Annotated in this window: 21 protein-coding genes and 6 pseudogenes; 14 read left to right on the top strand and 13 right to left on the bottom strand. The window is 67.0% G+C overall.

The features are described 5' to 3' along the window. Nucleotides 1-131: 131 nt before the first annotated feature. A complete protein-coding gene (locus ACFVDP_RS00225) occupies nucleotides 132-932 on the bottom strand; it encodes a FadR/GntR family transcriptional regulator (protein WP_383480743.1) in 801 nt (266 codons plus the stop codon). Between the two features lie 285 nt (nucleotides 933-1,217). On the opposite strand from ACFVDP_RS00225, the gene ACFVDP_RS00220 reads away from it, so the two are divergent. Continuing rightward, a complete protein-coding gene (locus ACFVDP_RS00220) occupies nucleotides 1,218-1,838 on the top strand; it encodes a dihydrofolate reductase family protein (protein WP_383480740.1) in 621 nt (206 codons plus the stop codon). 171 nt (nucleotides 1,839-2,009) lie between these two features. After that, nucleotides 2,010-2,363, top strand: coding sequence for a hypothetical protein (locus tag ACFVDP_RS00215; RefSeq protein ID WP_383480737.1), 354 nt, complete (start codon nucleotides 2,010-2,012; stop codon nucleotides 2,361-2,363). A gap of 766 nt (nucleotides 2,364-3,129) precedes the next feature. On the opposite strand, the pseudogene ACFVDP_RS00210 reads toward ACFVDP_RS00215, so the two are convergent. The 3 genes and pseudogenes from ACFVDP_RS00210 to ACFVDP_RS00200 all read right to left on the bottom strand — a co-directional run. Next, nucleotides 3,130-3,333, bottom strand: a pseudogene (locus ACFVDP_RS00210) (transposase); the annotation flags it as partial. A 32-nt stretch (nucleotides 3,334-3,365) separates the two neighbouring features. Continuing rightward, entirely contained in the window at nucleotides 3,366-4,148 is a 783-nt protein-coding gene (locus ACFVDP_RS00205; RefSeq protein WP_383480734.1) for a phosphotransferase enzyme family protein, read from the bottom strand. Nucleotides 4,149-4,366: 218 nt separating this feature from the next. Continuing rightward, complete coding sequence (locus ACFVDP_RS00200; protein WP_383480731.1) at nucleotides 4,367-4,732, bottom strand: winged helix-turn-helix transcriptional regulator; 366 nt, start codon at nucleotides 4,730-4,732, stop codon at nucleotides 4,367-4,369. A 124-nt stretch (nucleotides 4,733-4,856) separates the two neighbouring features. Here ACFVDP_RS00200 and ACFVDP_RS00195 point away from each other — a divergent pair, with 124 nt between their 5' ends. Further along, nucleotides 4,857-5,672, top strand: a complete 816-nt coding sequence (locus ACFVDP_RS00195; RefSeq protein WP_383480728.1) for an SDR family oxidoreductase — start codon at nucleotides 4,857-4,859, stop codon at nucleotides 5,670-5,672. Nucleotides 5,673-6,327: 655 nt separating this feature from the next. Beyond that, nucleotides 6,328-6,852, top strand: coding sequence for a nuclear transport factor 2 family protein (locus ACFVDP_RS00190; RefSeq protein WP_383480725.1), 525 nt, complete (start codon nucleotides 6,328-6,330; stop codon nucleotides 6,850-6,852). 538 nt (nucleotides 6,853-7,390) lie between these two features. On the opposite strand, the gene ACFVDP_RS00185 is transcribed toward ACFVDP_RS00190, so the two are convergent. After that, a complete protein-coding gene (locus ACFVDP_RS00185) occupies nucleotides 7,391-8,476 on the bottom strand; it encodes a sensor histidine kinase (RefSeq protein WP_383480722.1) in 1,086 nt (361 codons plus the stop codon). Continuing rightward, complete coding sequence (locus tag ACFVDP_RS00180; protein ID WP_383480719.1) at nucleotides 8,469-9,164, bottom strand: response regulator transcription factor; 696 nt, start codon at nucleotides 9,162-9,164, stop codon at nucleotides 8,469-8,471. Before ACFVDP_RS00180 ends, ACFVDP_RS00185 begins: the two co-directional genes overlap by 8 nt. A gap of 87 nt (nucleotides 9,165-9,251) precedes the next feature. Here ACFVDP_RS00180 and ACFVDP_RS00175 point away from each other — a divergent pair, with 87 nt between their 5' ends. From ACFVDP_RS00175 to ACFVDP_RS00165, 3 genes and pseudogenes are all read left to right on the top strand, one after another. Further along, on the top strand, nucleotides 9,252-9,830 hold the full coding sequence (locus tag ACFVDP_RS00175) for a M15 family metallopeptidase (protein ID WP_383480716.1): 579 nt from the start codon (nucleotides 9,252-9,254) through the stop codon (nucleotides 9,828-9,830). 30 nt (nucleotides 9,831-9,860) lie between these two features. Further along, nucleotides 9,861-10,916, top strand: a complete 1,056-nt coding sequence (locus ACFVDP_RS00170) for an endonuclease/exonuclease/phosphatase family protein (RefSeq protein WP_383480713.1) — start codon at nucleotides 9,861-9,863, stop codon at nucleotides 10,914-10,916. Between the two features lie 90 nt (nucleotides 10,917-11,006). After that, nucleotides 11,007-11,156 (top strand): annotated as a pseudogene (locus ACFVDP_RS00165) (peptidoglycan bridge formation protein FemAB); the annotation flags it as partial. A 515-nt stretch (nucleotides 11,157-11,671) separates the two neighbouring features. Here ACFVDP_RS00165 and ACFVDP_RS00160 read toward each other — a convergent pair. Beyond that, complete coding sequence (locus ACFVDP_RS00160; protein ID WP_383480710.1) at nucleotides 11,672-12,346, bottom strand: hypothetical protein; 675 nt, start codon at nucleotides 12,344-12,346, stop codon at nucleotides 11,672-11,674. A 108-nt stretch (nucleotides 12,347-12,454) separates the two neighbouring features. Then, a pseudogene (gene istB, locus ACFVDP_RS00155) lies at nucleotides 12,455-13,232 on the bottom strand (IS21-like element helper ATPase IstB). A gap of 592 nt (nucleotides 13,233-13,824) precedes the next feature. On the opposite strand from istB, the pseudogene ACFVDP_RS00150 reads away from it, so the two are divergent. From ACFVDP_RS00150 to ACFVDP_RS00140, 3 genes and pseudogenes are all read left to right on the top strand, one after another. Next, a pseudogene (locus ACFVDP_RS00150) lies at nucleotides 13,825-14,151 on the top strand (helix-turn-helix domain-containing protein); the annotation flags it as partial. Between the two features lie 297 nt (nucleotides 14,152-14,448). After that, the gene (locus tag ACFVDP_RS00145; RefSeq protein ID WP_383480707.1) at nucleotides 14,449-15,753 is read left to right on the top strand and encodes an MFS transporter; all 1,305 of its coding nucleotides are present in this window, start codon (nucleotides 14,449-14,451) and stop codon (nucleotides 15,751-15,753) included. 92 nt (nucleotides 15,754-15,845) lie between these two features. After that, nucleotides 15,846-16,145: pseudogene (locus ACFVDP_RS00140) on the top strand (ATP-binding protein); the annotation flags it as partial. 99 nt (nucleotides 16,146-16,244) lie between these two features. Here ACFVDP_RS00140 and ACFVDP_RS00135 read toward each other — a convergent pair. Beyond that, the gene (locus tag ACFVDP_RS00135) at nucleotides 16,245-17,267 is read right to left on the bottom strand and encodes an LD-carboxypeptidase (RefSeq protein ID WP_383480704.1); all 1,023 of its coding nucleotides are present in this window, start codon (nucleotides 17,265-17,267) and stop codon (nucleotides 16,245-16,247) included. Nucleotides 17,268-17,616: 349 nt separating this feature from the next. Here ACFVDP_RS00135 and ACFVDP_RS00130 point away from each other — a divergent pair, with 349 nt between their 5' ends. Continuing rightward, complete coding sequence (locus ACFVDP_RS00130; RefSeq protein WP_383480701.1) at nucleotides 17,617-18,033, top strand: hypothetical protein; 417 nt, start codon at nucleotides 17,617-17,619, stop codon at nucleotides 18,031-18,033. A 31-nt stretch (nucleotides 18,034-18,064) separates the two neighbouring features. Here the strand turns inward: ACFVDP_RS00130 and ACFVDP_RS00125 are convergent, their stop codons facing one another. The 4 genes from ACFVDP_RS00125 to ACFVDP_RS00110 form a co-directional block, all read right to left on the bottom strand. After that, on the bottom strand, nucleotides 18,065-18,217 hold the full coding sequence (locus tag ACFVDP_RS00125; RefSeq protein ID WP_383480698.1) for a hypothetical protein: 153 nt from the start codon (nucleotides 18,215-18,217) through the stop codon (nucleotides 18,065-18,067). 59 nt (nucleotides 18,218-18,276) lie between these two features. Next, nucleotides 18,277-18,807 (bottom strand): GNAT family N-acetyltransferase, encoded by a 531-nt coding sequence (locus ACFVDP_RS00120; RefSeq protein WP_383484218.1) that lies wholly within the window; start codon nucleotides 18,805-18,807, stop codon nucleotides 18,277-18,279. Nucleotides 18,808-19,234: 427 nt separating this feature from the next. Beyond that, nucleotides 19,235-19,858, bottom strand: coding sequence for a histidine phosphatase family protein (locus ACFVDP_RS00115; RefSeq protein ID WP_383484215.1), 624 nt, complete (start codon nucleotides 19,856-19,858; stop codon nucleotides 19,235-19,237). A gap of 496 nt (nucleotides 19,859-20,354) precedes the next feature. Next, nucleotides 20,355-20,918 (bottom strand): DinB family protein, encoded by a 564-nt coding sequence (locus ACFVDP_RS00110; RefSeq protein WP_383480695.1) that lies wholly within the window; start codon nucleotides 20,916-20,918, stop codon nucleotides 20,355-20,357. A 168-nt stretch (nucleotides 20,919-21,086) separates the two neighbouring features. Between ACFVDP_RS00110 and ACFVDP_RS00105 the strand changes: the two are divergent. From ACFVDP_RS00105 to ACFVDP_RS00095, 3 genes and pseudogenes are all read left to right on the top strand, one after another. Then, a pseudogene (locus tag ACFVDP_RS00105) lies at nucleotides 21,087-21,392 on the top strand (transposase); the annotation flags it as partial. A gap of 71 nt (nucleotides 21,393-21,463) precedes the next feature. Further along, nucleotides 21,464-21,655, top strand: coding sequence for a hypothetical protein (locus ACFVDP_RS00100; RefSeq protein ID WP_383480692.1), 192 nt, complete (start codon nucleotides 21,464-21,466; stop codon nucleotides 21,653-21,655). Between the two features lie 276 nt (nucleotides 21,656-21,931). Further along, nucleotides 21,932-23,416 (top strand): oxidoreductase, encoded by a 1,485-nt coding sequence (locus ACFVDP_RS00095; protein ID WP_383480689.1) that lies wholly within the window; start codon nucleotides 21,932-21,934, stop codon nucleotides 23,414-23,416. Nucleotides 23,417-23,560: the final 144 nt, after the last annotated feature.

Raw genomic sequence — 23,560 nt, 5'->3', positions numbered from 1 at the left:
TGATGCCGTGCTGAGCGTGTGAACGTACTGGTCCAACTGGTAGGACCAGTTGGACCAGCGTCACGCTAACAAGAGAGGAGCCGGGCTGAACAGCCCCGACGTCGAGGTTGTCGGGACCTGATTGTCAGGAGCTAGGAGTGGTCGCGCTCTCCGGACGGGCCGAGCAGGGCATCGATGTGGTTGCGTGCCATGACGTCGACCTGGACGTCGAGATCGGCGCCGTAGGTCCGCAGGCCGAGCAGCAGGTGCTCACGCATCCGCGCGCAGGCCAGCTCCACGTCACGGGCCTCCACGGCCTCGAAGATCTCGGGGTGGTGCGGCACGCCCGGCTCGCCGATCGAAGGGTCCGAGTTCGAGCGCAGCATCATCTCGAACATCATTCCGCTGATCGACGACAGCATGATGCGCAGCACCGGGTTCCTGCTCGCCACCGCGATGGCGTCGTGGAACTCCAGGTCCGCCCGCGCCTTGACGACCACGTCGGTCGCCGACTCCAGGGCGTCCCGCGCGGACCGCATCGCCGAGATGTCCTCGTCGGTGGCCCGCTCGGTGGCGAGGCGGACCATCTCGACCTCCAGCGGGACGCGGGCCTCGATGAGCTGACGCACGGTCGGCCTGCCTGCCCGGTACAGGGCGTCGTATCCGCGGGCCTGCCCGGAGGACGGTTCCCGCACGAACGAGCCGCGGCCCGGGGCCACCTCGATCAGATGCTGGGCCTCCAGCCGGCGCAGCACCTCGCGTACGACGCCTCGGCTCGCCCCGAACTGCACGGACAGCTCCCGCTCCGAGGGGAGCTTGGCACCGACGGCGATCTCTCCGGACCTGATCGCGTGTTCGAGCTGGCGTGCGATGCCTTCCGTCAGGAGCCCTCGTCGCCCGGGGTCCGCGACACGGGCCGAACGAGACGATTCCGAAGGCTCTGGCAACTGCATGGTCGCAGGGTACAGGGCTGATGAGGGCGACTGAGATGGCTGTCCGACCGTGGCGCTGAGCCGGCGGACGGCGCGGGTTGACGGTGCGCGAGATGATGAACCACAGACGGTCCTGCTCGCCGGCAAGGCGAGTGGAGTGCGGGCCGCGGCTTCACGGACCACTGTGCCGACGACGGTGCGGGCCCAGGTACGTGCTGCGGAAGTCCGGGTTCCAGCTGGCCAGACCGCGTCATCAGACGGCTCACCGCGAAGGCGACGCAAGGCCGCCGACAGGAGGACGGCTCAATGACCGAACATTTGGGCACGGTGACCTGCGACCTCTCGATCTCCGTCGACGGGTACTCGGCCGGGCTCAACCAGTCCGAGCAGCGCCCGTTCGGCGACGACGCCGGCGATGGCTGGGGCGACAGGCTGCACGCCTGGATGTTCGAAACCCCGGAGCAGCGGCAGGCTGAGCTCGACCGGCTGACGGCGGTCGGTGCCTTCATCATGGGGCGCAACATGTTCGGTCCCGTACGCGGCGCATGGGATCGACAGTGGAAGGGATGGTGGGGCGACAATCCGCCGTATCACGCACCGGTCTTCGTGCTCACCCACCACCCCCGCACCCCACAACCGATGGAGGGCGGCACCACCTTCCGCTTTGTCACCGACGGCATTGAATCCGCGCTGCGGCAGGCCCGCGAGGCGGCAGGGGGCCGCAACGTGTCGATCCACGGGGGCGCGACCACCATCAACCAGTACCTCGCAGCAGGCCTGATCGACGAGCTGCGGCTCCACATCGTGCCGTTCACGCTCGGCGCCGGTACGCGGCTGTTCGACGGCGTGCCGACACTGAATCTCGAACAGGTGGAGTCGAGAGCAGCGAACTCGGTCACACACGTGACCTATCGCATGCGGTCCTGAGCGAAGGGCGGTGCCCCTCACGACCACCGCTCAAGGTCGGGTGGCTCCCCTCCAGGTTCGCCGACACAGCACGCAGACCGGCTGTCCCGTGGCATAGCTTGATCACCGCAGGTCAGAGATGCGCGATAGACGATCCGGGCACGGCTGGGCGACTGTCCGTATCATCCCGGGGTGACCTCGCCCCTCATATCGTCCCCGCGCCGACAGTTCGCCACCTTCGGCACCATCGCGAGCCTGTGCCTGTTCGCCTGGTGGGCCGTACAGCCCGTCGGTGGAGACTGCCCCAACGAGGGCCTGACCCTGTCCTCCGACCCGTACGGGTCCACCTACGACCCTGCCGCCGCCAAGGGGGCCGGCGACATCGAGTACGAGGGCCGGTACGTGCCACTCGACGGCCCAGCGCCCAGTCCCGGCGCGAGCGCTGACGCCGCATCGATCCCCGATACCGCGATCGGCTCGGGCGACTACGACCCGTGCGGGGCGGAGCCCCGGCACCCGCGACTTTACGGCTGGCTCGGCCTGTAGACGACCGCTCACATGACCTTGAGGCCCAGAACCGCTCCGAAAGGCTCTGCGGTTCGGGATACCGAGGGACGACACCATGATCCTGGTGATCCTGGGCAAGTTCGCCCTCATGATGCGCAGCGTGTAGCCGCGCCCCGCACACAGCACCACCGAACCCGCCCTGCCACAGGGCGGGTTCGGCCGTTTCCGCACGCCGAACCATCCACAGGCGACCCCCAATAGCGCCTTGATCGGACCCCAGAAAATTGTGTGCGGCACACCACACGGCTCGATGGTCGGGCCGGACTGGAACGCACGCCGGCCGACGGTGTGAGCAGGTGACAGCAGCTCACCGGCGAAAAGGTCGTCTACTGGGGCGGTATGGCGCACACCGCCGTCGGAGACCCTCGTACCGTGTCCCCCTCCGAGCCTCCGGATTCGCACCAGAATCCGAGCGGATACCTGCGTGAACGAATGGGGTTGGACTACCGGTCCGTGGGCCTGACCATGGCGCATGGTTCGATCGCCCAGCCACTGCCCGCTCCGCGCCCGGACTTCGTCGACAGACAGCCTGCTGCATGCGGCCGCCGAGAACAGGGCGGGACAAGTCCTGGACCTGGGCACATCGCACCCCGAGTCGCCGCCTTTCGGACGCTCCGACGCGCACGCGGTTGACCGGCCCGTCCTACGACCCCCGGAATGATGCGGCCTACCACATGCCGGGCGGGTCACTCGCGAGCTGGTTCGACGCCGTCCTCCACACGCAAGAAGTGACACCGTCCCGGCCCTTGAGTGAGAGGATCGGCCGTCGCATGACGCGGTCGGAGCACATCCGTCCCAGTCCCTCGACCGGGAGGCCGGTCAGGAGGTGAGTCATGCGCGGAGTGTCGTAGTCGGCGTCGCAGGCGATGAGCATGTCGCGGTCGCCCAAGTGCCAGCGGCCCTTCTCGGTCAGGTCCTCGACCACCCGGCGGAGCTGGGCGGCAGTGACGATGCCGGGAGCCGGGCACGGGCGCTGATGCCTCAGCCGGCGAGCAGGGCCTGCATCCACTGGGCTTCGCGTTGTTCGATGTATTCGGTGTCGTTTCGCCATGCGTTGCCGTGGCCTTCGGCCCACAGCCTTGCCCAGGGCTGGGTGTCTTGGGCTGCCTGGTCGCGCAGGAAGTTGTGCATGGAACGCGTACGGCGTCCCAGTAGAGGCACCAACCGGCGGCGTTCGGACTCGGCCAGACCGTAGGCGTCGGCGAAGACTCGCAGTCGGTGCGCCGCGTTCGGGCTCTGCCAGTCCGGATGGGCGGACAGGGGGATGAACCCGTGCATGGCGTAGGCGACGTCCCACAGGCGCGAGCCGGGGCCGGCAGCGTCCCAGTCGATGAAGGCCCACCGTGCCTGGTCCGCGACCACCAGGTTCCAGGGGGCCAGGTCGTTGTGGGCGATGATGTCGCTGCCCTCAGCGGGGATCAGCGTCTGCCACCGCGCATCGGAGGACGCCGTGAAGTCCTGCACGGCATCGTGGAAGTCCCGGATCAGCCGTGCCACGCGAGCCAGTTGTCGCGCGGGTTCCATCAGCGAGAACCGGTCGGGCCAGACCACATCTCCAGGCATGAAGGTCAGGACCTCACGCCCCTGATCGTCGATGCCGAGCGGGCGGGGCGCCGCGCCGAATCCCACCTCGTGCAGGTGGGCAAGCAGGGCATGGACAGCGGGAGTCCATGGCCCGGTCGGACGGCGAACGGTGTCCCCGATGCGAACGACACCGTCACTGACGTTGCCACCGGACAAAGGCAGTTCATCATCGTGCCGCATCGAACCAGTGTGTCGGATCAGCTCGTCATGATCACCCCATTAAGGGGGAGCGTCACGGTGGGGACGGAAGTTGAGGAACAAGCTGAGGGATACGGAGTGTAGGTGAAGTCGGTGCGGCCCGGATCGGCCTGCTGGACCTCGTCGCCGGCTCGTTGAGGGCGCCCCCATGTGAGTAACCCTGCGGGTCAACGCGGCCTGCCGCCTGATCTCCGGCCTCCTCAGAACGCGCCGTGGTCCGTGCCATCATCCGCGGAACGCCCAGCGATCTGCGCCGAGTTCGCCCGCAGCCAGGCGAGCGCCGGGGCCAGCGCTTCCGTAGCGCCCCGGCCCAGTTCGGTGACCGAGTAGGTGACCGGCGGCGGCTGCGCGGTGCCGATCTCCCGGTGCACCAGGCCGTCTTGCTGGAGCGAGCGGAGCGTGGCCGCCAGGCTCTTGTCGCTGATCCCCGCGACCGTAGTGCGGAGCTCGGTGTATCTGCGCGGCTCCGTCATCAGCGCCGTGAGGACAAGCAGGGACCATCGGCCGGTGAGCCGGCCCAGCACATCGCGCGCAGGGCAGTCTTTGTGGAACACATCACGTGTCACGCTTCCCCCGGTCGCCTGGACTGCCCGCTCACCATCAGGTGAGCATCGCACCTCATGGTGAGCGTCTTCCGCCGTATAGACACGCTCCTTACGTTAGTGGCCCGCTCAGACCCGAGGAGTAACCGTGCCGACGACCGCGACCGAACCAACGGCCACGACCGCCACTCCGCCAGCGACGCCCCCGCCCGCGCTCGTCACCGGCGCCGCCCGCGGCTTGGGGGCAGCCATCGCGCGGGAACTCGCCTCGCGTGGACACCATGTGATCGTCAACTACCGGTCGGCTGCCTCCCGCGCGGCAGACGTCGTGCGGGACATCGAGGCTGCGGGTGGCAGCGCGTCGAGCGCCCGCGCCGACGTGACCGACCCGAGCGCCGTCGACGAGTTGGTGGCCGGGATCCTCGCGACCCACGGACGGATCGACACGGTCGTCGTCAACGCCAACACGGCCTCCCCGCCGTTCGCCGATCTGGCCGACTTATCGTGGGCCGATTTCGAGGCCAAGGTCACCGGCGAGCTGGCCGGCGCGTTCCACATCACCAAGCGTGTCCTCGAACCGATGCGTGCGCGGGGCGCAGGGCGGATCGTCTACATCGGCAGTACCGCCGCCGACTACGTGGGCGACGGCCGGCTCGCCCACGGCACCGCGAAGTCCGCGCTCGCCACTTTCGCTCGACACGTCGCCTCCGAAGGCGCTCGCCACGGCGTCAGCGTCCTGATCGTCGCCCCCGGGGCGGTCCGCACTCCGGAAACGGAAGAGATGCTTGAGGGGGCACGTGGCGTCGCTCTGGCCAGGGAATCAGTTCTGGGCCGGGTACTTGAACCCGAGGACGTCGCCGCCGCAGTGGCGCTGGCCGTTGACCCCGCACTGCGCCCGGCCACCGGCACGACCCTGCGCGTCGACGGCGGCTGGTCGGTCCTCGCCGGCGGCCCGACCAGCTGAGCGCCACACCGGCATCGGACATCCCGTACCCGCCCGCGCCCCACCCGCCCCCGACCAGGTGCGGAATCGGCAACGTTCCGATCCGAGCGTCAGGCCGGGAGCCCAGGCTCACACCTACGCCGGTGCCCGAGCGGCCTTGAAGAAGTTCCGGTCCGATGCCGGGGTGGCTTTAACGGTCAGCGGTGGTTCCGTTTTTCCGGTTTGAATTGGGATCACTTGAAGATCGAATGTGCGTTGGTTCCGGGTTGAGCTGGTCCCGGGGCCCGGCTCGTTTCGGCTCCGGCACTCGGGGTCAGTCGTAGTACTCGCCGTCGTCGCCTTGGACTCGGGCGTCGAGGGCCCGAGCCAGCGTCTGCATCGTGCGGATCAGGGTGTCGGTGGGATTCTTGGCGCTGATGTCCATTGGCGAGAACCAGTGGATGGCTATGCCGAATCGCTTCTCAGACGGATGGGTGACCATCTCTGCAGTCCAGCGAAGGGGTTGGCCTTCGCTGGGCGCGACGTCTCGCTCGACGGCGAGGTGTTGATGCTGGCGGCGACAAGGGAGGGGTCGGCTTTGTGCTGGTCGCGCTGGTGGAGACGGCTGGTGCCTGTCCGGCAGATCTGGCCGAAGGCCCCTTGACCTAAAGAGTGGTTGAGGTCAGATGGTTCAGCCATGGACGAAATGATGAGCAGCACGACGAATGCCCGGGACCACTTCGAGGTGGCTACGCTTGTCAGCGGCTTTTTCCGCACCTTGGACGAGCGGAGGTTCGGCGAGGGCTGGGCCCGTGCCTATTTCACCGATGATCTTCGGACGACAACACCGCTCGGCGTGGCCAGGGGCGCCGACGCCGTGCGCCAGGTGGAGGAGGCCATCGGCCGGTTTGCCGCGACCCTGCACATCTCCTCCGACGTTCTCGTCCGGGCCGAGCGGGGTGCGCGGACGGTCCGTGCGTCCTGGAACGCCCATATGACCCACGTCCATCTCGATTCCACCCTCCAAGCACGGGGCGAGGGTGCCGGCCCGCTCTTCACTGTGGGCGGTGTCTATGAGGCGGAACTCCGGCATTCCGACCGCGGCTGGCGCATCAGCCGGATGTCGGTGCGGGCCGTCTGGACGACGGGGGAGCCGCCCCTCCTCCCGGAGGAGACCGTCACGCGTTTCGCGGAACCCGTCGACGGCCCGGCATCGAACTGAGCCCGGTGGATCACGGGTGGAGCCGGAGCCGGATCGAGGCGAGAGTGACGGAGTTGTCGAAGACGTAGGCGCGCCTGTCGTATCTCGCCACGATTGCCCAGGAGTTCCTGAGAGCCTTGATCGTTCCTGCGACTTCGTTCCTGCGCTTGGAGTTCGTGGCGTCGAGGCTGGTGGATCATTTCACCCGCCCTATAATCCGAGCCAAGAGATGAGGATCGGTTGGAGGCCTGTAGAGATGGGCGCGGCGCGGATGGCAGCCGTTGTGCTGGCCACATGGGCCACGTTGATCTTGCTCCTGCTCGCGCCGTCGCTGTTGCCCGAGCATTGGCGCTACTACATCTACTCTCCAGCGAGTGTGGGCCTGTGGCTGCTGGCCATGCTTGTTGTTCCAGTCGGGGTCTGCATCGTGAAATGGCCATGGATCAGATCGAGCGGCAGGTGAACGGCGACCCGTATAGGGGCTCGCAAACTGCCCCGCCTGCTCGCTAGGCGGCCGCCACAGCCCCGGCTGGTTGTCCCTTGGCGGCTTGGGGGGGGCTCACCCTCCTGGTGCCTGGGGCAATTCCACGGTGATGCGCAGCCCGCCGGCCGGGCGTGGAGTAAGCGCGAGGGATCCATCGTGTGCCTCGGTGATGGTCTTGACGATGGCCAGGCCCAGGCCGACGCCTGCCTGGTCGGTGTGGATGCGCTCGGTGCCGCGCTGGAAAGGTTCGGTGAGGGTCGCGACCAGTTGCGGGGTGAGTTGCTCGCCGGTGTTCTCGACGGTGAGCACCACGGTCTCGGGGTGGACGCCGGTGTGGACCCAGACGGTGCCCTGCTTCTGCAGGTTGTGGACGATCGCGTTGTGTACGAGGTTCGTGGCGAGCTGCAGCAGGAGTGCGGGCGATCCGGTCGTGCGGGCGATGTCGCCGTTGATCTCGAGGGTGACGCCGTGCTTTTCCGCGAGCGGGTGGAGCGTTTCGGCTGCTTCCTCGGCAACGAGAGACAGGTCGACGCGTTCTCGGGTGAAGGACCGCTGGTTGACGCGGCTGAGCAGGAGCAGTGCCTCGGTGAGATCGATGGCCCGGGTGTTGATGGTGTGGAGGCGCTCGACGAGTTCGCCGCTGTCGTGGTTCGGATCGGCGCGGGCGACGTCGATGAGTGTCTTCGAGATCGCCAGCGGTGTACGCAGCTCGTGGGAGGCGTTGGCGGCGAATCTCTGCTGTTCCGCGACGTGTGCTTCGAGCTGCGCGAGCATCTGGTCGAAGGTGTCGGCGAGTTCGCGGAACTCGTCCTGGCGGCCCGGCAGACGGATCCGGTGGGACAATGATCTGGCCGCGGCCGTCCGGGTGGCGTGTGTGATGCGGTCCATGGGCGCGAGCATGCGGCCGGCGAGGAGCCATCCTCCCAGCAGGCCGAAGACCAGGAGGAACGCCATGACCGCGGCTGCCGTCGGCGCGAAACCGTGCACGATCTCGGTGCCAGGAGTCTTCTTCCACACCCCCTCTTCGTTGGTCTGCAACCATCCCTGGCGCAGCAGGAAGAGCCCCGCGGCACCGATCAGCAGGGCTCCCGCGAGCATGAGGAATCCGGCGTAGCTGAGGGTGAGCTTGAGACGGACGCTCAGGCCGGACCTCCTATCCACGGTCACCACCCCCACGCCCGGTGTCGCGCGCCGTGTCGATGCGGTAGCCGACGCCCGGCACGGTGGCGATGAGCCAGGGTTCGCCGAGGCGTTTGCGCAGGGCGGAGACCGTGATGCGTACGGCGTTGGTGAACGGGTCGGCGTTTTCGTCCCACGCGCGCTCCAGGAGCTCCTCGGCGCTGACGACTCCGCCTTCGGCGGCGACGAGGACTTCAAGGACCGCGAACTGTTTGCGGGTGAGCGCGATGTAGCGGTCGTCGCGGTAGACCTCGCGGCGGAACGGATCGAGGCGCAGCCCCGCGATCTCTCGCACCGGCGGCCGGTTGTGGGCGCGCCTGCGATCGAGGGCCCTGAGCCTGAGCACGAGCTCCAGGAGTTCGAACGGTTTCGTGAGGTAGTCGTCGGCGCCGAGTTCGAACCCGGATGCCTTGTCGTCGAGCCGGTCGGCGGCGGTGAGCATGAGGACGGGTATCCCGCTGCCGGAGGCGACGATGCGTTTGGCGATCTCGTCGCCGGAAGGCCCGGGAATGTCGCGGTCGAGGACGGCGATGTCGTAGGTGTTGACACTCAGTAGTTCCAGAGCGGTATCGCCGTCACCGGCGATGTCGGCCGCGATCGCCTCCAGGCGCAGGCCATCGCGGATGGCTCCCGCCATATAGGGCTCGTCCTCGACGATCAAGACACGCATGGTCTCAAGGCTACGAGTCGGCCCATATCCCCGGCATATGGAAAACCGCATACGTGCCGGCAACACCGGGGTGCTTTCACTGGCGGCATGCCTCGAATTCCAGCATCAGCACTATTGACGACGACCCGACGGGTTCGCCGGATGCCCGCCGTCGGCCCGATGGCCGTCATAGCGGTGATGGCCGCAGTCCTAGGCTGCCAGGCGCCAGAGTCCTCGGCCTCCTTAGGTGTCGTCCCTGACGGCGTGACGGTCTTCGACGACGCGGTTCCGGGGGTGGCCAACCTCGATCCAGATCTGCTCAAGGCCCTCCGCCAGGCTGCGATGGTCGCGGCGGACGACGGAGTGGAGTTCTACGTCAACAGCGGCTGGCGTTCCCCGGAGTACCAGGATCAGCTTCTTCGTAGGGCGGTCGCCGAATACGGGTCCAAGGAGGAGGCGGCCCGATGGGTGGCGACCGCGACGACGTCTCCTCATGTGTCGGGTGAGGCGGCCGACATCGGGCGATCCGCGGCGGCGGCGTGGCTGTCCGAGCACGGTGCCGCATATGGGCTGTGCCAGACCTACGAAAACGAACCCTGGCACTACGAACTGCGCACCGAAGCGGCCACCAGTGGCTGCCCGCAGATGTATGCCGACCCCACCCATGACCCGCGAATGCAGCAGTGATCAGTGATGAACAGCGAGCGAGAGCAGACGATGACGCATGTACACACGGCACCGACCGGACAGGGCAGCCCGGCGGTCGATGACCAAGAAACCCGGCCCACGGGCCGCTCACAGCCCGGGGCGTGGAAACGCGGCCCGGTCCTCACCACGTGCGCGCTGCTGCTCGGCCTGCTTCTGCTGCTGCACGGGAAGCTCACGGACCGGGCCGGTCTGAGCAGTCTGGTGGAGACCTTCCTGCCATGGTTCGGTCTGTTCGTCCCAGTGCTCCTCGCAGCGGCGCTCCTGCGCCGTTCCGCCACCGCGGTGGCGGCGCTGCTGCTTCCGGCCGTGGTCTGGGTGAGCCTCTTCGGCGGGCTGCTCGGCGACAAGTCCCGTACGGGCAGCGACCTCACCGTCGTCAGTCACAACGTCGCCGCAGACAACCGCGATCCGGTCGGCACCGCCCGTGACCTGGCCGCCTCAGGCGCGGACCTGCTGGCGCTCGAGGAGCTGACCGACCAGGCCAAGGGCACGTACGAGAAGGAGCTCGCGAAGGCGTACCCGCACCACACCGTGCAGGGCACGGTCGGACTGTGGAGCAAGCTGCCGCTGTCCGCCACCGGGCCGGTCGACGTGCTGAGGGGCATGGTCGGGCCACTGGCCAAGAAACCGCGCCCCGAGGGCACCCCGGTGGACACACCGCGGGCGCTGCGCACCACGGTGACCACGAAGCAAGGGGCGTTGGCGGTGTACGTGGCGCATCTGGGTTCTGTGAGGGTGATGCCCAGGGGCGGCTTCTGGACGGATTCGCGCGACGCCGGCGCGACGAAGCTAGCCAAGGCGGTTGCCGCAGAGCGCAGCGAACGGGTGCTGGTGCTGGGTGACTTCAACGGCACCTTGGACGATCATGCGCTCGACGGACTCTCCTCGCAGCTGCGCTCGGTCCAGGACGTCGCGGGGGATGGCTTCGGCTTCAGCTGGCCGGCCAAGTTCCCGGTAGCGCGGATCGACCAGATCCTGGTCCGCGGTGTGGAGCCGAAAAGTTCGTGGCTGTTGCCGGCCACGGGCAGTGACCATCTGCCGGTGGCGGCCGGGATCAACTGGTGAACGCCGCGTGAGCCGCCGGGCGGGGACACATCGTCGGCGGATCGAGATGTGCATACGCCCGGGCAACACTTCGCCGCCTTGTCCGGCGGCATGTCCTCCAGCGAAACAGTACGAGCATCAGTCGGGATTCCGGTCATCGGGCCGATCAGCGCGGTCGAGCATGTGGCGTTCGTGCGGGCCCAGCGGTCGGTCAGTTTTCTGCAGGACCAGGCGTGGGGGCGCGTCAAGACCGAGTGGCGCTCATCACCGTCGGTCGCTGGGGGATCCGGGCCAGGCGGTCCCGCTGTTCTAGCGGCACCTGTCGGACATCGCAGGGGTGCTCGGTGCGGACCGCCCCGACACCCTGACCGCCTGCAACAACCTCGCTTACGCCTACCAGTCGGCCGGAGACCTGGCCCGGGCGATCCCGCTCCTCGAGTAGATCTTGTGCGACCCCGTACGGGCGCTCAGTGAGCACCACCCACTGAATAAAGCAGTCAGCTTCGCTCACCTTGCAGCTTGCGCCCAGAAGGCTGTCGACGGCCCCGCGATGATGCAAGTGCCCACCTCGGCACTCAAAGGGTGTTGGCAGCAGCTCGCGTCGGATGCAGTTGCGGTGCAGGGTGGCTATGACACTTCACCCGGATGTCGTTTCGTCGTGGCGCCGAGAGTCATTGAGGGCATCTCTGCGTGATCGATGTCTGTGGGAAGTGGAATCAGTTGGTGGGCATGCTTGGGCATGCTAGCCGGGATGTCGTTCGATCCGATTGACGGCGTCAGCCGTGGCCATAGCGTTGAAGCATCAGCCGATAGTGATCGGGTTCGGCGAGGATGAGTTGCTTGACCCGATGGTGATCATCTTGAAGAGCATCGGGATAGCCGGAAGCTTCCAGCGAGATCCACAGAGAGAGGTCCTGCTGTGTGGTGAGATCTTCGCAGTTCAGGAAGGCGGTCAGGACTGCGTTCCGGTAGGCGGCTCGCAGGTCGGCCAGTGCGTCCAGGACCGCCTTGCTTTCCGGCGTGGGGATCCTGGTACGCAAGTCGTCCATTGACGCGTATTTAAGTCCTGGGCGGGAGAAGTACCAGGCCATGGTCGCACCGACCTTTTGGGCGTTCGAGCCGACGCGAACGCATCGGACGAGCTGTTCCTGCGTCCAGCGGTGCCCGAGAGCCTTGACCAGAGGGCGGATCAGCTGGTTGATCCCGCTTCGGCACTGATCATGCACAGCCGCGTGGATCAAACGGTCGGCGTGCTGACGGGTGAGGTCAGTGTTTTCTTCGGCTGCCCGTCCGACCTCCCAGCGTTTGGCCTCGCAGCGACGATGCGGGTGCTCGTCCAGTATCTGCTCTGCATGAGGCCAGACAGGGCTGAGGATTTGCAACAGCTCATCAAGGAGCGGTTCAAAGGCGGCTTCCCGCCCGGGCCGATCCGGGATCATCTCAACGGCCATGCCCAATCCTTTGGTGAAGGCTCGCTGTCGCCGATCGGCAGCGGCTCAGAGTAACTCCGCCGGTGGCAAGGTGTTCAGACTCCTTATTACTCCGGCCGTGACGGGCTGTCAGCCAGTGTGTTCGGCTTGCGCCCTGGTGTGGGCGAGGCCGTAGGAGTCGGTGCCGGCCTGGGAGATCGCGCCGTTGAAGGTGGGCCGGTCGTCGATGGCCGTGCAGAGACGCGAGTCAGTGAATGTCTTCGGCCACCCGGAAAACGACTCGTTGGAGGCGATCGCGACGCTGTTCTTCTCCTCGCGTTCGGTCAGAACCTGGAATAGCAACTCGCCCCCGTGCCAGTCGACTTCCTCGTATCCGAGCTCATCGATGCACAAAAGATCGACACGGCCGTAGCGGGCGATGGTCCTGGTCAGCTGCTCGTCATCGGCCGTCTCGACCAGCTCGTTGACCAACTTCGTGGACGGTACGTAACGGACGCGGAAGCCCTGCATGGCGGCCTCGGTTCCGAGTGCGATCGGCAGGTGGGATTACCTGTGCCGGAGACGCCAATCAGGCAGAGCGGCTCGCATTTCTTGACCCACTCGCAGGTCGTGAGCGTGTTGACGGTGGCAGAATCGACGTTGGGGTTGGCCTCGAAGTCGAAGGCCCGCAGCGACTTCTCCCGCGGGGACGCGGCAGCCCGGATCCGGCGTTCGGAGCGGCGCCGCGCCCGGTTGTCGGACTCGGCCATCAGCAACTCGGCGAGTGACGGCTGATACGACATCGGGCCGCCGCATCGCTCATGTCCTTGAACTGCTGACGGATGGAGGGCAGTCGCAGCATGCGGCATGCCTGGTCGATGGAGGCGGTGTCGACTTCTTCTGTCAGCCCGCCCTTGCGTGGATTCATGAGCCTTCTTTCCTGCCGTCCGCGTGGCCGGGCCGTTTGAGGAGTCGGTCGTAGGGGGGGCGAACGACGGCAACAGCCGGTTGTCAGGGTGCAGATGGGCCAGCTTGCAGTCCGCGAGGAACGTCACCGACGCGCTCACACCGTTCGTCTTGGCCCTGCGCGACGTCGTGAGCGAAGGTGAAGGTTCACTTTCGCTCTCGGCGACTTTGCAGGCCTCCAGAGCGACCGCGTCCGCGGTCAGTGCCCCGGCCCAGTAGGCGGCGGTGAGGCCAGCCACAACCTGCTCGTCGTCCATGTGCCTCGTCAGCAGAGGCATATCGATCAGGGCTCGGGGTGCTGGCGACCTGGCGGATCGCAGCCTTGGCCTCCCCACCATTTTTCGTGGACCGGGGTGAACAGGCCCGCGGAGCGAGTCTGTTCCAACGCGATCGATCCGGGAAACGCCCCGGTTTGCGTATCAGCGCCTCCAGATAGTGATCCAGCAACAGACACGTGCCGCCGGCCTTTCCAAGGTGCTGGTGGCGGGCGACATCGGTGCGGCCGTCGAACACGATCAGCTCGTTGTCGTACAGGAGGACCCGCAGCCGGCACGGTGATCGCAAATGTGGTGCAGGCGGACGAGGACAGCGGCCGCGACGTCATCCACCGCTTCAACGAGATCAGGCTGGCCTGCTTGGCCTCTCGGTGGGCGGGAAGCCGCCCCCGCCTGCTCACGGATGACGACGAGGAGTTCGTCATCCAGACGGCCACCACCCGCCCCACCAAGCTCGTCAGGCCCTTCACTCGCTGGTCGATTCGTAAGTTCGCCGACCATCTGCGGCGCAACGTCGTCCGTCCGATACGCATCGGCTGCGAGACCCTGCGCTGCCTGCTCGCGCGCCACGGCCTGACCTTCCAGCGGACCAAGACTTGGAAAGAATTCAGCGCGCCCTGGACTCCGACGCGCGGCACTCTTCCTGCAGACGACAAGCGCCAGCCCCACTGCGGACTGCGTCAGCCTGCCGGCCGCTCAAAATCCGAGATCGGACCGGCCCAGGACTCTGGTTCCTCGTCGTCCGCGCCACGCCCGCCTGCCGAAGCGTTTCGGTTCGCGTCGGGCGTGACGTTTACGCCCAACGGTGAAGGCGACCTCGCGTGACGATCGCTGGGAAAGGGTCGTGGGGTCGGTTCCGTCAATGTGTGGAGGCAGCCTGTGGGCCCGGACCTGAGCCGTGTGATGCGATCTTCGCCGTACTGGCCGGTGATCAGTCACCCGACGCTGCGGCGGGTCCTCCCGGGGTTCGCCGTCTCGTCACTGGGTGACGGCATGGCCGTGGTTGCGGTGAGCTGGCTGGCGATCGAACTGGCGCCGGCGGCGGACCTTGGGCTCTGGGTGGCGCTGGCGGCGGCCGCCTACACCCTGTCGGGGGCGGTGGGCGCGCTCCTGCTCGGCCGCTTCCTGCGGCACCGCCCGCCCACGCAACTGGCCGGCTGGGACGCAGCGCTGCGGGCGGGAGCGCTGGGGACCATCCCGGTGCTGCACGCCTTCGGCGCGCTCAGCATCCAGGGGTATGTCGCGCTGCTGGCGGTCTCCTCCGTGCTTCATTCCTGGGGGCAGGCGGGTGTTTACACGCTGATCGCCAGGGTGCTGCCGGAGCGCGACCACCTGGCGGGCAACGCCGTGCTGTCGGGTGTGGGGTCGATCGCGACGGTGGTGGGGCCGCCGCTGGCCACGCTGCTGATCGTTTTCGGGGGCCCGGCGACAGTGTTGGCCGTGGACGCGACGACGTTCCTCGTCCTGGCGCTGACTTTCCTCGTCGCCGTCCCCAAGGACGCGGTCCCGGAGCCCGAGGGCGACACGGCCTCGCGTACGGCCGGTTTCACGGTGATCCGGCGCAGCCCGGCGCTCTCCGGCCTCCTTGCCCTGAGCTTCGCGTTCTTCTTTCTCTTCGGCCCCGTGTATGTGGCGCTCCCGCTGCACGTGTCGGACGACCTGGGCGCCTCAGCCGGTGTCCTGGCGGCGTTCTACACGGCCTTCGGCATCGGCGCGGTACTGGGTTCGGTGGTCACCGGCTTTCTCAGCCGGTGGCAGTTGTGGCCGACGACGGTCGGCATCGTCATCGGCGTCGGTGCGCTGATGCTCCCCCTGGGCCTGGGTGCCCCGACGGCCGTGTCGGTCGTCTGCTTCGGGCTGGCGGGGCTGCTCTGGCCGCCGTACTCGTCGCTGTCGACCACCCTCTTCCAGCGCTCGACGCCCAGCGCGCTGTTGCCGCAGGCACTCGCGGCGAGTTCCGCCGTACGGGTGCTGTCGGTTCCCCTGGGCACCGCGCTCGGAGGACCGCTGGAGGCCGGCATCGGCGCGGTCGGCACGCTGCGCCTGTCCGGTGCGGGCATCGCGGTGGTGGGCCTGATCGCCGCCTGCGCGCTGACTCTCCGGGCCGCGCGGACGCGCAACGAGCCGGCGACGGCGAACGCGAAGCCGGCCCGTGCGGAGTCGGAGGTAGAGACGGATGCAGAGCAGGAAGCCGGGGCGCGGCCGTAGCCCCAGCTAGCATTCACGGCTCGCTCAGGGAGCGGCGCATCGTCCTGCCGCCAGTTGTTCAACCAGCCTGTCGTGCAAGCAAGCCGGGAACCGCTAGCCCCAAAGTCGATCCGGCCGTCATCCACAGCCGCGCCACCTGCGACTGGATCACCAAGGGCTACCCGCTGTGCCTGATCGGAGACTCTGGCACCGGCAAGTCCCACCTGCTGATCGGCTTGGGCACCGCGGCTGCCATGGCCGGCTTCCGCGTCCGCTGCACGACTGCGGCTTCCCTGGTTAAGGAGCTCGTCGAAGCCGCCGACGACAAGCAGCTCGGCAAGACCATCGCCTGCTACGGACGTGTCGACCTGCTCGAAATCGACGAACTCGGCTACCTCGCACTCGACCGCCGTACCAACGGGCTGAATTAGCCCTGAGCCGTCCCAATACTGTCGCCGTACCCGCATGGCTGCGCGTGCTGCCGAGGCTTTCGACCCGCTGGTCTCGGCTGCTCAGCCGCCGGGTTCGGTCACCGTGACCGGGCGTACCGCCGGTTCGAGCAGCGACAACGTTCGCTGCTGCGCGTCGAGAGCGACGCGGATGCCGACCGGCATCGGCAGATTCGGTCCGGCATGTCCGAACTCGACGTTACCCAGGACCGGAATGTCACGGTCGCCGAGGACGTCGAGGACGATCTCGCGCAGGGTCGGGGCCCCGTCGGGCGAGTCGAGTCCGTCGATCTCCTCCGGAATGCCCACGACCATGCCGGCGATCCGATCGAGGATGCCCGCGTGCCGCAGCACCTGCAGATAGCTCCACACATATGCTGCCTGGCCGCCGAACTCCTCCCAGAACAGCACCGCGCCGTCGAACCATTCGGGCGGCAGCGCGTAGGGCGTCGCCTGCGCCAGCACGATGCGGTTGATCACCCCTCCGATCAGCCGGCCCTCGGTGCGACCGGCACGCCAGCACTCCCACGACGGAGTGGCCGGCAGCGCACCGATCGGCTCCGTACTTGTCAGCAGTGTCGAGTAGAGCTTTTCGAGTTCCGCCCTTCGCGCTGGGCTCGCGCGCTGCCAATGACCGCCGATTCCTGGGGTGGCCACGTCGGCATGGAAGCCGACCAGACCCGTGCGCGCGTAGAGCACCAGATGCAGCAGCGAGATGTCGCTGTAGCCGAGGATCGGCTTGGGGTCGGCCACGATCGCGTCGACATCGATCAGGTCGAGGTAACCGAGCACCGTCTGGCCGCCGTCATGCGCGACAACCGCGCGCACTTCGGGATCCCGCAGAAGAGCATTGAGCTCTTCGGCGATCTCCTCCGGTCGAGCTGCACTCCACCAACGGTGCCGTCCCGCCTTGAGGAGCGGCGCCCGACGCACGCGGAACCCCATCCGTTCCAGCACGAACACTGCCTGCTCAAGGTCGGGCTCGTAAATGGAATGGAGCGGCCCGGACAGCGATGCGACAACGACGAGATCTCCGGGCCTCAGCGCACGGGGACGAAGCAGTTCAGGCAGCGCAGTAGGGATCACCGAGGCAGTATCCCGGCGCTTTGAGCACCACGCGACACATTTACCGACGTCTGTCCACGATGCCCCCACGGCCCAGATCGAGCCGCCTTCCGGGGCCACTTCGCGACGCCTGCTCTTCGCGATTCCTCCCCGCAATGGGGCCAGTTGGAGTCGCAATGGGTGGAGCCAAATTGCGCGCGGCCCTAGCCACAACGCCGCCCTGCACGCCATCACCACGAGTACCGGATCGCGCCCTGATGCCGAGGGATGGATCGGCCTCGCGCTGGTTCATCTAGCGATCACTTGCCGACCCGCACCAGCCCAAAATTCCCATGGCCATGACGCACCTGCACCACCTACGCTCCAGCCCATGCGCAGCGTGTTTGTGTTCCCTGCAGGTGGGCGAGCTGAGACCGTCGCCTCGCTCGATCAGCACCTGCCGCAACATCGTGACCCGTGGAGCCTCGACGGCAACCTCTACATCGACATTGACGACGAGGAATCCGGGCAGTTCTTCTCAGACTGGGATCCCGACGAGGTTGCGGTCCTTGTCGCGGCTGTCGGACATCACCCCGGCTGGGCGGTGCAGATCGATATCTCGGGACGGATCGACGGCACCGCAGAGATTCACCGGCTGGTCGCGCAGCTACTACAACACGGTGGTGTTGCATTTGACGACTACTCCGACCACCCCTGGACTCTGCAGGAAATCGAGTCCGGCACCGTGATCGGCGGCCTACGCTTCTTCGACTTCCGCACCTACCACGAACTCCAATGCGAGCATTGACATCGATCGCCTGAGTACCGTTCAGGCAAGTTCAGATATTGATCGGTGACCGACTCGACATCGCCGGTGCCCGCTGGGCCTTCACAGGGGCGAAGCTGTCCTGAGGCTGCGTGCCGTTGTCTCCAACGGCCACCTCGACACCTACTGGCGCACCCATCTCGCCCGCGAGCACGAGCGTCTCCATCCCACTCCTGAGCAGCGGGCTTACACCCTCACCGCTTGATCGCGAGCCGCACGAGCCCCTCAGGACTTGTGGCGGACATGCAGATGACCCTCGGTCGGAAACGCGGGCGGCTGAGCAGGCAGGATCGCTTCGAGGTCGAAACCGCATCTCCCAGCCACACGACACGAGGCACGGTTGCCCACCGCGTGGAGCAAATCCAGTCGCGCCACCGCTACGGGAGAATGCTCGCTGAAGGCCCACCGCACCACTGCCTCCAGGGCTCGGGAGGCCAGCCCTTGCCCTCGAGCCTCGGCCGCTGTCCAGTAGCCCACTTCCGCGGAATTGTCATCACCGATCTTCACCGTCACATGGCCGGCCACCGCAGCGAAGCCTTCCCCTCCGTCTTCCATAACGGCGAAGCTGAATCGGCTGCCGGCGGCCCACTCCTGATGCTGGCTGTCGATCCAGCGATGAGCATCAACATCGTCGCTGATCGTGTGCGTTAGCCAACGACGCAGGTCAGGGTCCTGATGCGCGGACATAAGAGAGTCAACGTCGTCCACTTGCCAGGGGCGTAGCCTCAGGGCAGGCAGCGACGCGGTCGCCCCCACAGACAGTTGGACGCTCACATGCTCCTCCGATCAACTGGCTCGCCGTTCAACAACCTAGCCGCCCAGGGAAGACAGGAGCCCTTGTCCCCTGCGGCACGCCACACCCATCGCAGTTTGCGGGAACTCTCGCGCTGCGGTAGCACATGAGCTCATCTGTGATGCCGGGCTACCGCCCGCGCCTGCGTTTCACCCAGCCAATGCCGAGCGCGACGGCGGCAACCGCGGAGAGAAGGATCGCGCCGAGGACGACAGTTGCCCCGATCGAGGCAGCAAAGATCACCCACCACGAACCATCGTCAGATGTCACAGCACCCCCAACTGCTCGCCAGTACGGAACGAGACGTTGAACCCACGCAGCCGGTTCCGTAAGGGCGAAGGCCGCCTTGCTGGCCGGTCTCAGATAAGTCCGGACAGAGGGCCAGCTTGGTCAGATGTGGAGTTCGGGCGGGAAGCCGGTCCAGCGCAGTTCCGCGGGCAGGTGTCGCATGTCGTTGTAGAAGAGCACGGAGGACGGCCTGCCGGGTGCGTATCGGATGGCCGTCAGAGCTGCGTTGCCGTGGTTGAGGCCCATCCAGCGCCACGCGGGCGCGTCGAGGGCGGCCCGGATCAGCCATCCGATGAGGAAGTTGTGGGTGACGACCAGATCATGGCGGGGGCGATCGCCGTCGACCGGGCCTGTGAATTCTGCGAGTGCTTCCCGGGCCAGTGCTGGACCAAGGTTGCGCTCCTCTTCCGGAACCTGAGCGAGGAAGCCGAGCATGGCTTCGGCCGAATCCGGCGGCAACTCCTCCTTCGTAGGAAGGTAGGGGACGTAGTCGCCGGCCGGTTCCGACTGGTGCAGTGGGACGGCGTCAAGTTGTGCGCTGATCAGTTGGGCCGTCTGCTGTGCCCGAGGCAGCGGCCCGTGGTAGATCGCCGAAAGCGGAGTGCTCTGGAGCCGTTCACCGAGCAGAACGGCTTGGCGCCGGCCGCTTTCCGTCAGGGTCGTCTCGTCCGCTGAGGCTTCACCGTGCCGGGCGAGGTAGAGGTATCGAGTGGATGTGTCTGTCATGTCCCAGGTCTCCGTCGTCATCCGTGATCTTGTATGTCGGGATGGACGCTGACGCTGTGCGCATAGTTCCGTCGCGGCTGTGCTGGCTCAGTTGGCGATGAGTGTGGGGACGCCTTTCGGGGTTGCCGCGCCGATACTCGATCTCCGCGGCAGACGACTTCACAGCACCAGATGCCCGGACATCACGGATGCAGGCGGTCGCTTTCCTCTTGCAGTCGGCACTAGCCGTTACGTGTGGCAGTTCGTCCTGCGGGGAGCCTGCGGGACAGGACTGCCGTACGGGCAAGAGAGCCCTCGGCCCCGGCCGGCGCGGCCCTCTTCATCAACCAGCCCGTCCGTCGGCCGTATCGCAGGACCGCCTTCGGCGAAGATGCTGGCGAGGACGCCCGTGTCGCGGAGGGCGTGGGCAGCCCGCCCGTGCAGAATTCGGGCGGGCTGTCGTACGGCTCTGGTTCGGCGTCCGGTCTCTGTGCCGGGTTGAGCGGAGTCCGGCTCGCTATGCCATGCTCTGCGCGCCGTCCAGGGACTCGCGGATGATGTCGGCGTGACCGCAGTGCTGGGCCGTTTCGGCGATCAGGTGGATCAGAACGCGACGGATCGACCAGGAGGTCCCGGGCTCGTTCCACGGAGCTTTCGGCAGTGGCCAGGACACGTCCAGGTCGGGCAGGGAAGCGACCACGGCGTCAGTGTCGTGCGCCGCCTTTGTGTAGTCGGCGAGGACGCCCGCCAGCGTCTCGCCGGACAGCATGCGGAAGGTCGCCGCTCGCTCGGCCCAGTCCGCCTGCGTCATCGCCGTGAAGTCGGGCATCGCGGACGGGCCGTGCTGGATGAAGGTCACCCAGCTCCGCTCCACCCGGGTGACGTGCTTGATCAATCCGCCCAGGCACAGTTCGCTGGCGGTGGTCCGCAGGCCTGCCTGCTCGTCGGTGAGGTCGCGTGTGGTGAACCGGAGGAAATGCCGCTGCTTGGCCAGCCCTTGGAGCCAGTCGGCGGCCTCGCCGGTGACGGCCGGGGTGGCGGGCTCGGCGTGTACACGGGTGATCGTCTCGTTGCTCGTCATGGTGACCGCCTTGTGTGAGTTGCTGGGGTGCCAGTGGCGTCACGGTAGGAGTCAACTAGGCCAGTTTCGGTCCTAGATGGTTCGGATGCGGTCAGGAGATCGAGGGGCCCGCAACGGCAGATGACATCGGGCCGACACAGATCCGGGTGGTGAGAGCCGGGAGTCTCGCCCCACCCCGTCCTGGCGGATCGCGCGTATTGGTCCCGTGCGATCCGCGGCCAGCCGCGCTGGCGAGGAATCCGTGCCGTCATCCCGCAGCCGTCCGATCAGGTTGGTCACCGTCTGCGGCGAGGTCGCGCCGGCGGTCGCCCTCCGGCCTTGGACGCCGAGGCGTGCAAGCAGCGCAACGAGGTCGAGCGTTGCATCAACCGGCTCAAGCAGTGGCGCGGTCTGGCCCTGCGGACGGACAAGCTCGCCATCGCTTACCAGGCCGCACTCCACCTCGCTGTCATCCTTATCCGGGCCCGTAGGTGACCCAGCTCCGCAGCTGAACTGATCACGGTGAACCCACCTGATGGCCCTTGCCCCTGCGCGAAGATCAACCCATGGACGACCTCGTGAAGTTCCTTCGGGCCTGCAACATGGAGGACAACCACGCCTATGCCGAGGTGGCCCACCGCTTCGGCGGCGACGCCCTCCTCGACAGCCACCTGCCCATGCTCGATCTGGTCGACATGCTGGCCAGGGTCTACAAGGCGATGGACTCGGCGGATTCACGTCACGCAGGGCTCGGGTAAGCGCTCCCAGTGCTGGCACAGTCCTACGCCGAGCACTCCCAGTAGCGCCAGGAGTGGCGTCCGTAGGCCGACCAGAGAAACATTCCATAGCAGCCGTGGCCGCCACGAAGCGATAGCCGTCCGCGAGTTCACGACGGTAGGCACGCAGCGACGTCGACTCGGCCCATCACGTGGCCTGCGCCTCAGGCCCGTGCTCGTTGTGTCAGTCATCACCGGCCACGGCGAGATCATGTCAGCCGCATGCGGCTGGTGTGGGACAGGCCGTAGCCTGTTGCGGTGTTGGTCTATGACGAACTGGCCTCTGCCGAAAGAGAGTTGTGGGACTCCTTCCCGGAGGGGCGTTGGGTGGATCTGCGCACCGGAACGCCTGAGCGCGATAACCCCCGCGGGGGAGCGCAGTGGGAACCCGAGCGCACGGTCCGCGCCGCGGTGGTGTCTGCCCTTCTGCTAAGCGCCGACGAAGTGCGCTCAGGTAGCGTCGCTTCCCTTCGCCTCGCTGGCGCACGGATCACTGGCCACCTCGACCTGGCGGGTGGGGAGATCGGCCACGTGCTCTGGCTGAAGGAATGCTGGCTGGAGCACACAGCCAACTTCTACGGAGCATCGACACGAACGATCCGGATCACGGACAGCTGGGTACCCGGAGTTGACGCCGAACTGGGCCGCATCGAGGGACACCTCGACCTGAACGGCTCCGTGATGGAAGCGGGCCGCCTGTCCCTCATGAACGCTCGCGTAGCCGGAGAGCTGGATCTGGACGGGGCGCGGATATCGGCGCCCGGGAAATGGGCGGTGTGGGCGGGAGGTCTGGTCATGGGCGGCGGCATCTTCTGCCGGGACGGCTTCACCGCATACGGCGGTGTGCGGCTGCCGGGTGCGCAGTTGCCCGGTGGCCTGCACATGCGGGGAGCACGCCTGGAGAGCCTGGGCGGCGTAGCACTCAACGCGGACGGCATCACCGCCACGGTCGTGACTTTGTCCGGAGGCTTCCATGCGGCTGGAACCCTGCGGATGCGGGGCGCTCAGATATCGAACCAGTTGACGTTGAACGGAGCCACCCTCGGCGCCGGTGACACGGCGCTGCTCGGCGTGGGGATGCAAACAGGCACCTTCGACTTCACGCTTGCCGCACCGCCGACGGGAGCGGTGGACCTTCAGGGCGTCAGGGCCACCACTTTGCAGGACCGAGAGCAAAGTTGGCCAAAGGAGGTACGGATGGACGGCTTCGTCTACGGCTCCCTCCGCTCCGATAAGAATTCCCTGCAGGAAGACGTGGCGTACCGCTTGGCGTGGATCCGTCGCAACCCTGGCTATGCCCCGCAGCCCTACGAGCAACTGGCCACCTGCTACTGGCAGGCTGGCCACGACGATGCCGCCCGTCGGGTGCTGTTGGAGAAGCAGCGTCACCGCCGTCGGACCCTGCACCCTGCAGGGCGCGCCTGGGGATACCTGCTCGATGCCACAGTCGGGTACGGCTATCGCCCCTGGCTGGCTGGCCTGTGGCTGGCTGCACTCTCCTTGCTCGGCACCCTGGCGTTCAGCGCCTACTCGCCCGTCCGGACGAAGCAGGGGGAAGGTGACCCGTTCAATGCCTTCGTCTACACCGTCGACTTGCTCTTCCCGATCGGCGACTTCGGCCAGCGCACCGTATGGCATTGGACAGGGACCGCGCAATGGCTGTCCTACCTGCTGATTGCCATCGGCTGGCTCCTCACCACCACTGTCGTCGCCGGGGTATCCCGCATGCTGAACAGGACCTGACAGACTTCCGCGCCCAGGCCTTCGCGCCGGTGCCCAATGGGATCGACCACTTGCTTGGCGTGGTTACCCACTTGCGGCCGAACACCGGCGGCACCCGGCGCGACATCAGGTACACCGTGCTCCACCTACAGGCCGTGCAAACCT

Source organism: Streptomyces sp. NPDC057694, assembly GCF_042799415.1.
Taxonomy (GTDB): Bacteria; Actinomycetota; Actinomycetes; order Streptomycetales; family Streptomycetaceae; genus Streptomyces.
The sequence above is the reverse complement of the archived record's forward strand: the minus strand, read 5'-3'. Positions and strand labels throughout refer to the sequence as shown.

Bases quoted from the DNA above. Each gene is read 5' to 3' on its own strand.
- ACFVDP_RS00225 (WP_383480743.1), bottom strand. From the start codon at position 932: ATGCAGTTGCCAGAGCCTTCGGAATCGTCTCGTTCGGCCCGTGTCGCG.
- ACFVDP_RS00220 (WP_383480740.1), top strand. From the start codon at position 1,218: ATGACCGAACATTTGGGCACGGTGACCTGCGACCTCTCGATCTCCGTC.
- ACFVDP_RS00205 (WP_383480734.1), bottom strand. From the start codon at position 4,148: ATGCGGCACGATGATGAACTGCCTTTGTCCGGTGGCAACGTCAGTGAC.
- ACFVDP_RS00190 (WP_383480725.1), top strand. From the start codon at position 6,328: ATGGACGAAATGATGAGCAGCACGACGAATGCCCGGGACCACTTCGAG.
- ACFVDP_RS00180 (WP_383480719.1), bottom strand. From the start codon at position 9,164: ATGCGTGTCTTGATCGTCGAGGACGAGCCCTATATGGCGGGAGCCATC.
- ACFVDP_RS00175 (WP_383480716.1), top strand. From the start codon at position 9,252: ATGCCTCGAATTCCAGCATCAGCACTATTGACGACGACCCGACGGGTT.
- ACFVDP_RS00170 (WP_383480713.1), top strand. From the start codon at position 9,861: ATGACGCATGTACACACGGCACCGACCGGACAGGGCAGCCCGGCGGTC.
- ACFVDP_RS00160 (WP_383480710.1), bottom strand. From the start codon at position 12,346: ATGGCCGTTGAGATGATCCCGGATCGGCCCGGGCGGGAAGCCGCCTTT.
- ACFVDP_RS00145 (WP_383480707.1), top strand. From the start codon at position 14,449: ATGCGATCTTCGCCGTACTGGCCGGTGATCAGTCACCCGACGCTGCGG.
- ACFVDP_RS00130 (WP_383480701.1), top strand. From the start codon at position 17,617: ATGCGCAGCGTGTTTGTGTTCCCTGCAGGTGGGCGAGCTGAGACCGTC.
- ACFVDP_RS00125 (WP_383480698.1), bottom strand. From the start codon at position 18,217: ATGGAGACGCTCGTGCTCGCGGGCGAGATGGGTGCGCCAGTAGGTGTC.
- ACFVDP_RS00115 (WP_383484215.1), bottom strand. From the start codon at position 19,858: ATGACAGACACATCCACTCGATACCTCTACCTCGCCCGGCACGGTGAA.
- ACFVDP_RS00110 (WP_383480695.1), bottom strand. From the start codon at position 20,918: ATGACGAGCAACGAGACGATCACCCGTGTACACGCCGAGCCCGCCACC.
- ACFVDP_RS00100 (WP_383480692.1), top strand. From the start codon at position 21,464: ATGGACGACCTCGTGAAGTTCCTTCGGGCCTGCAACATGGAGGACAAC.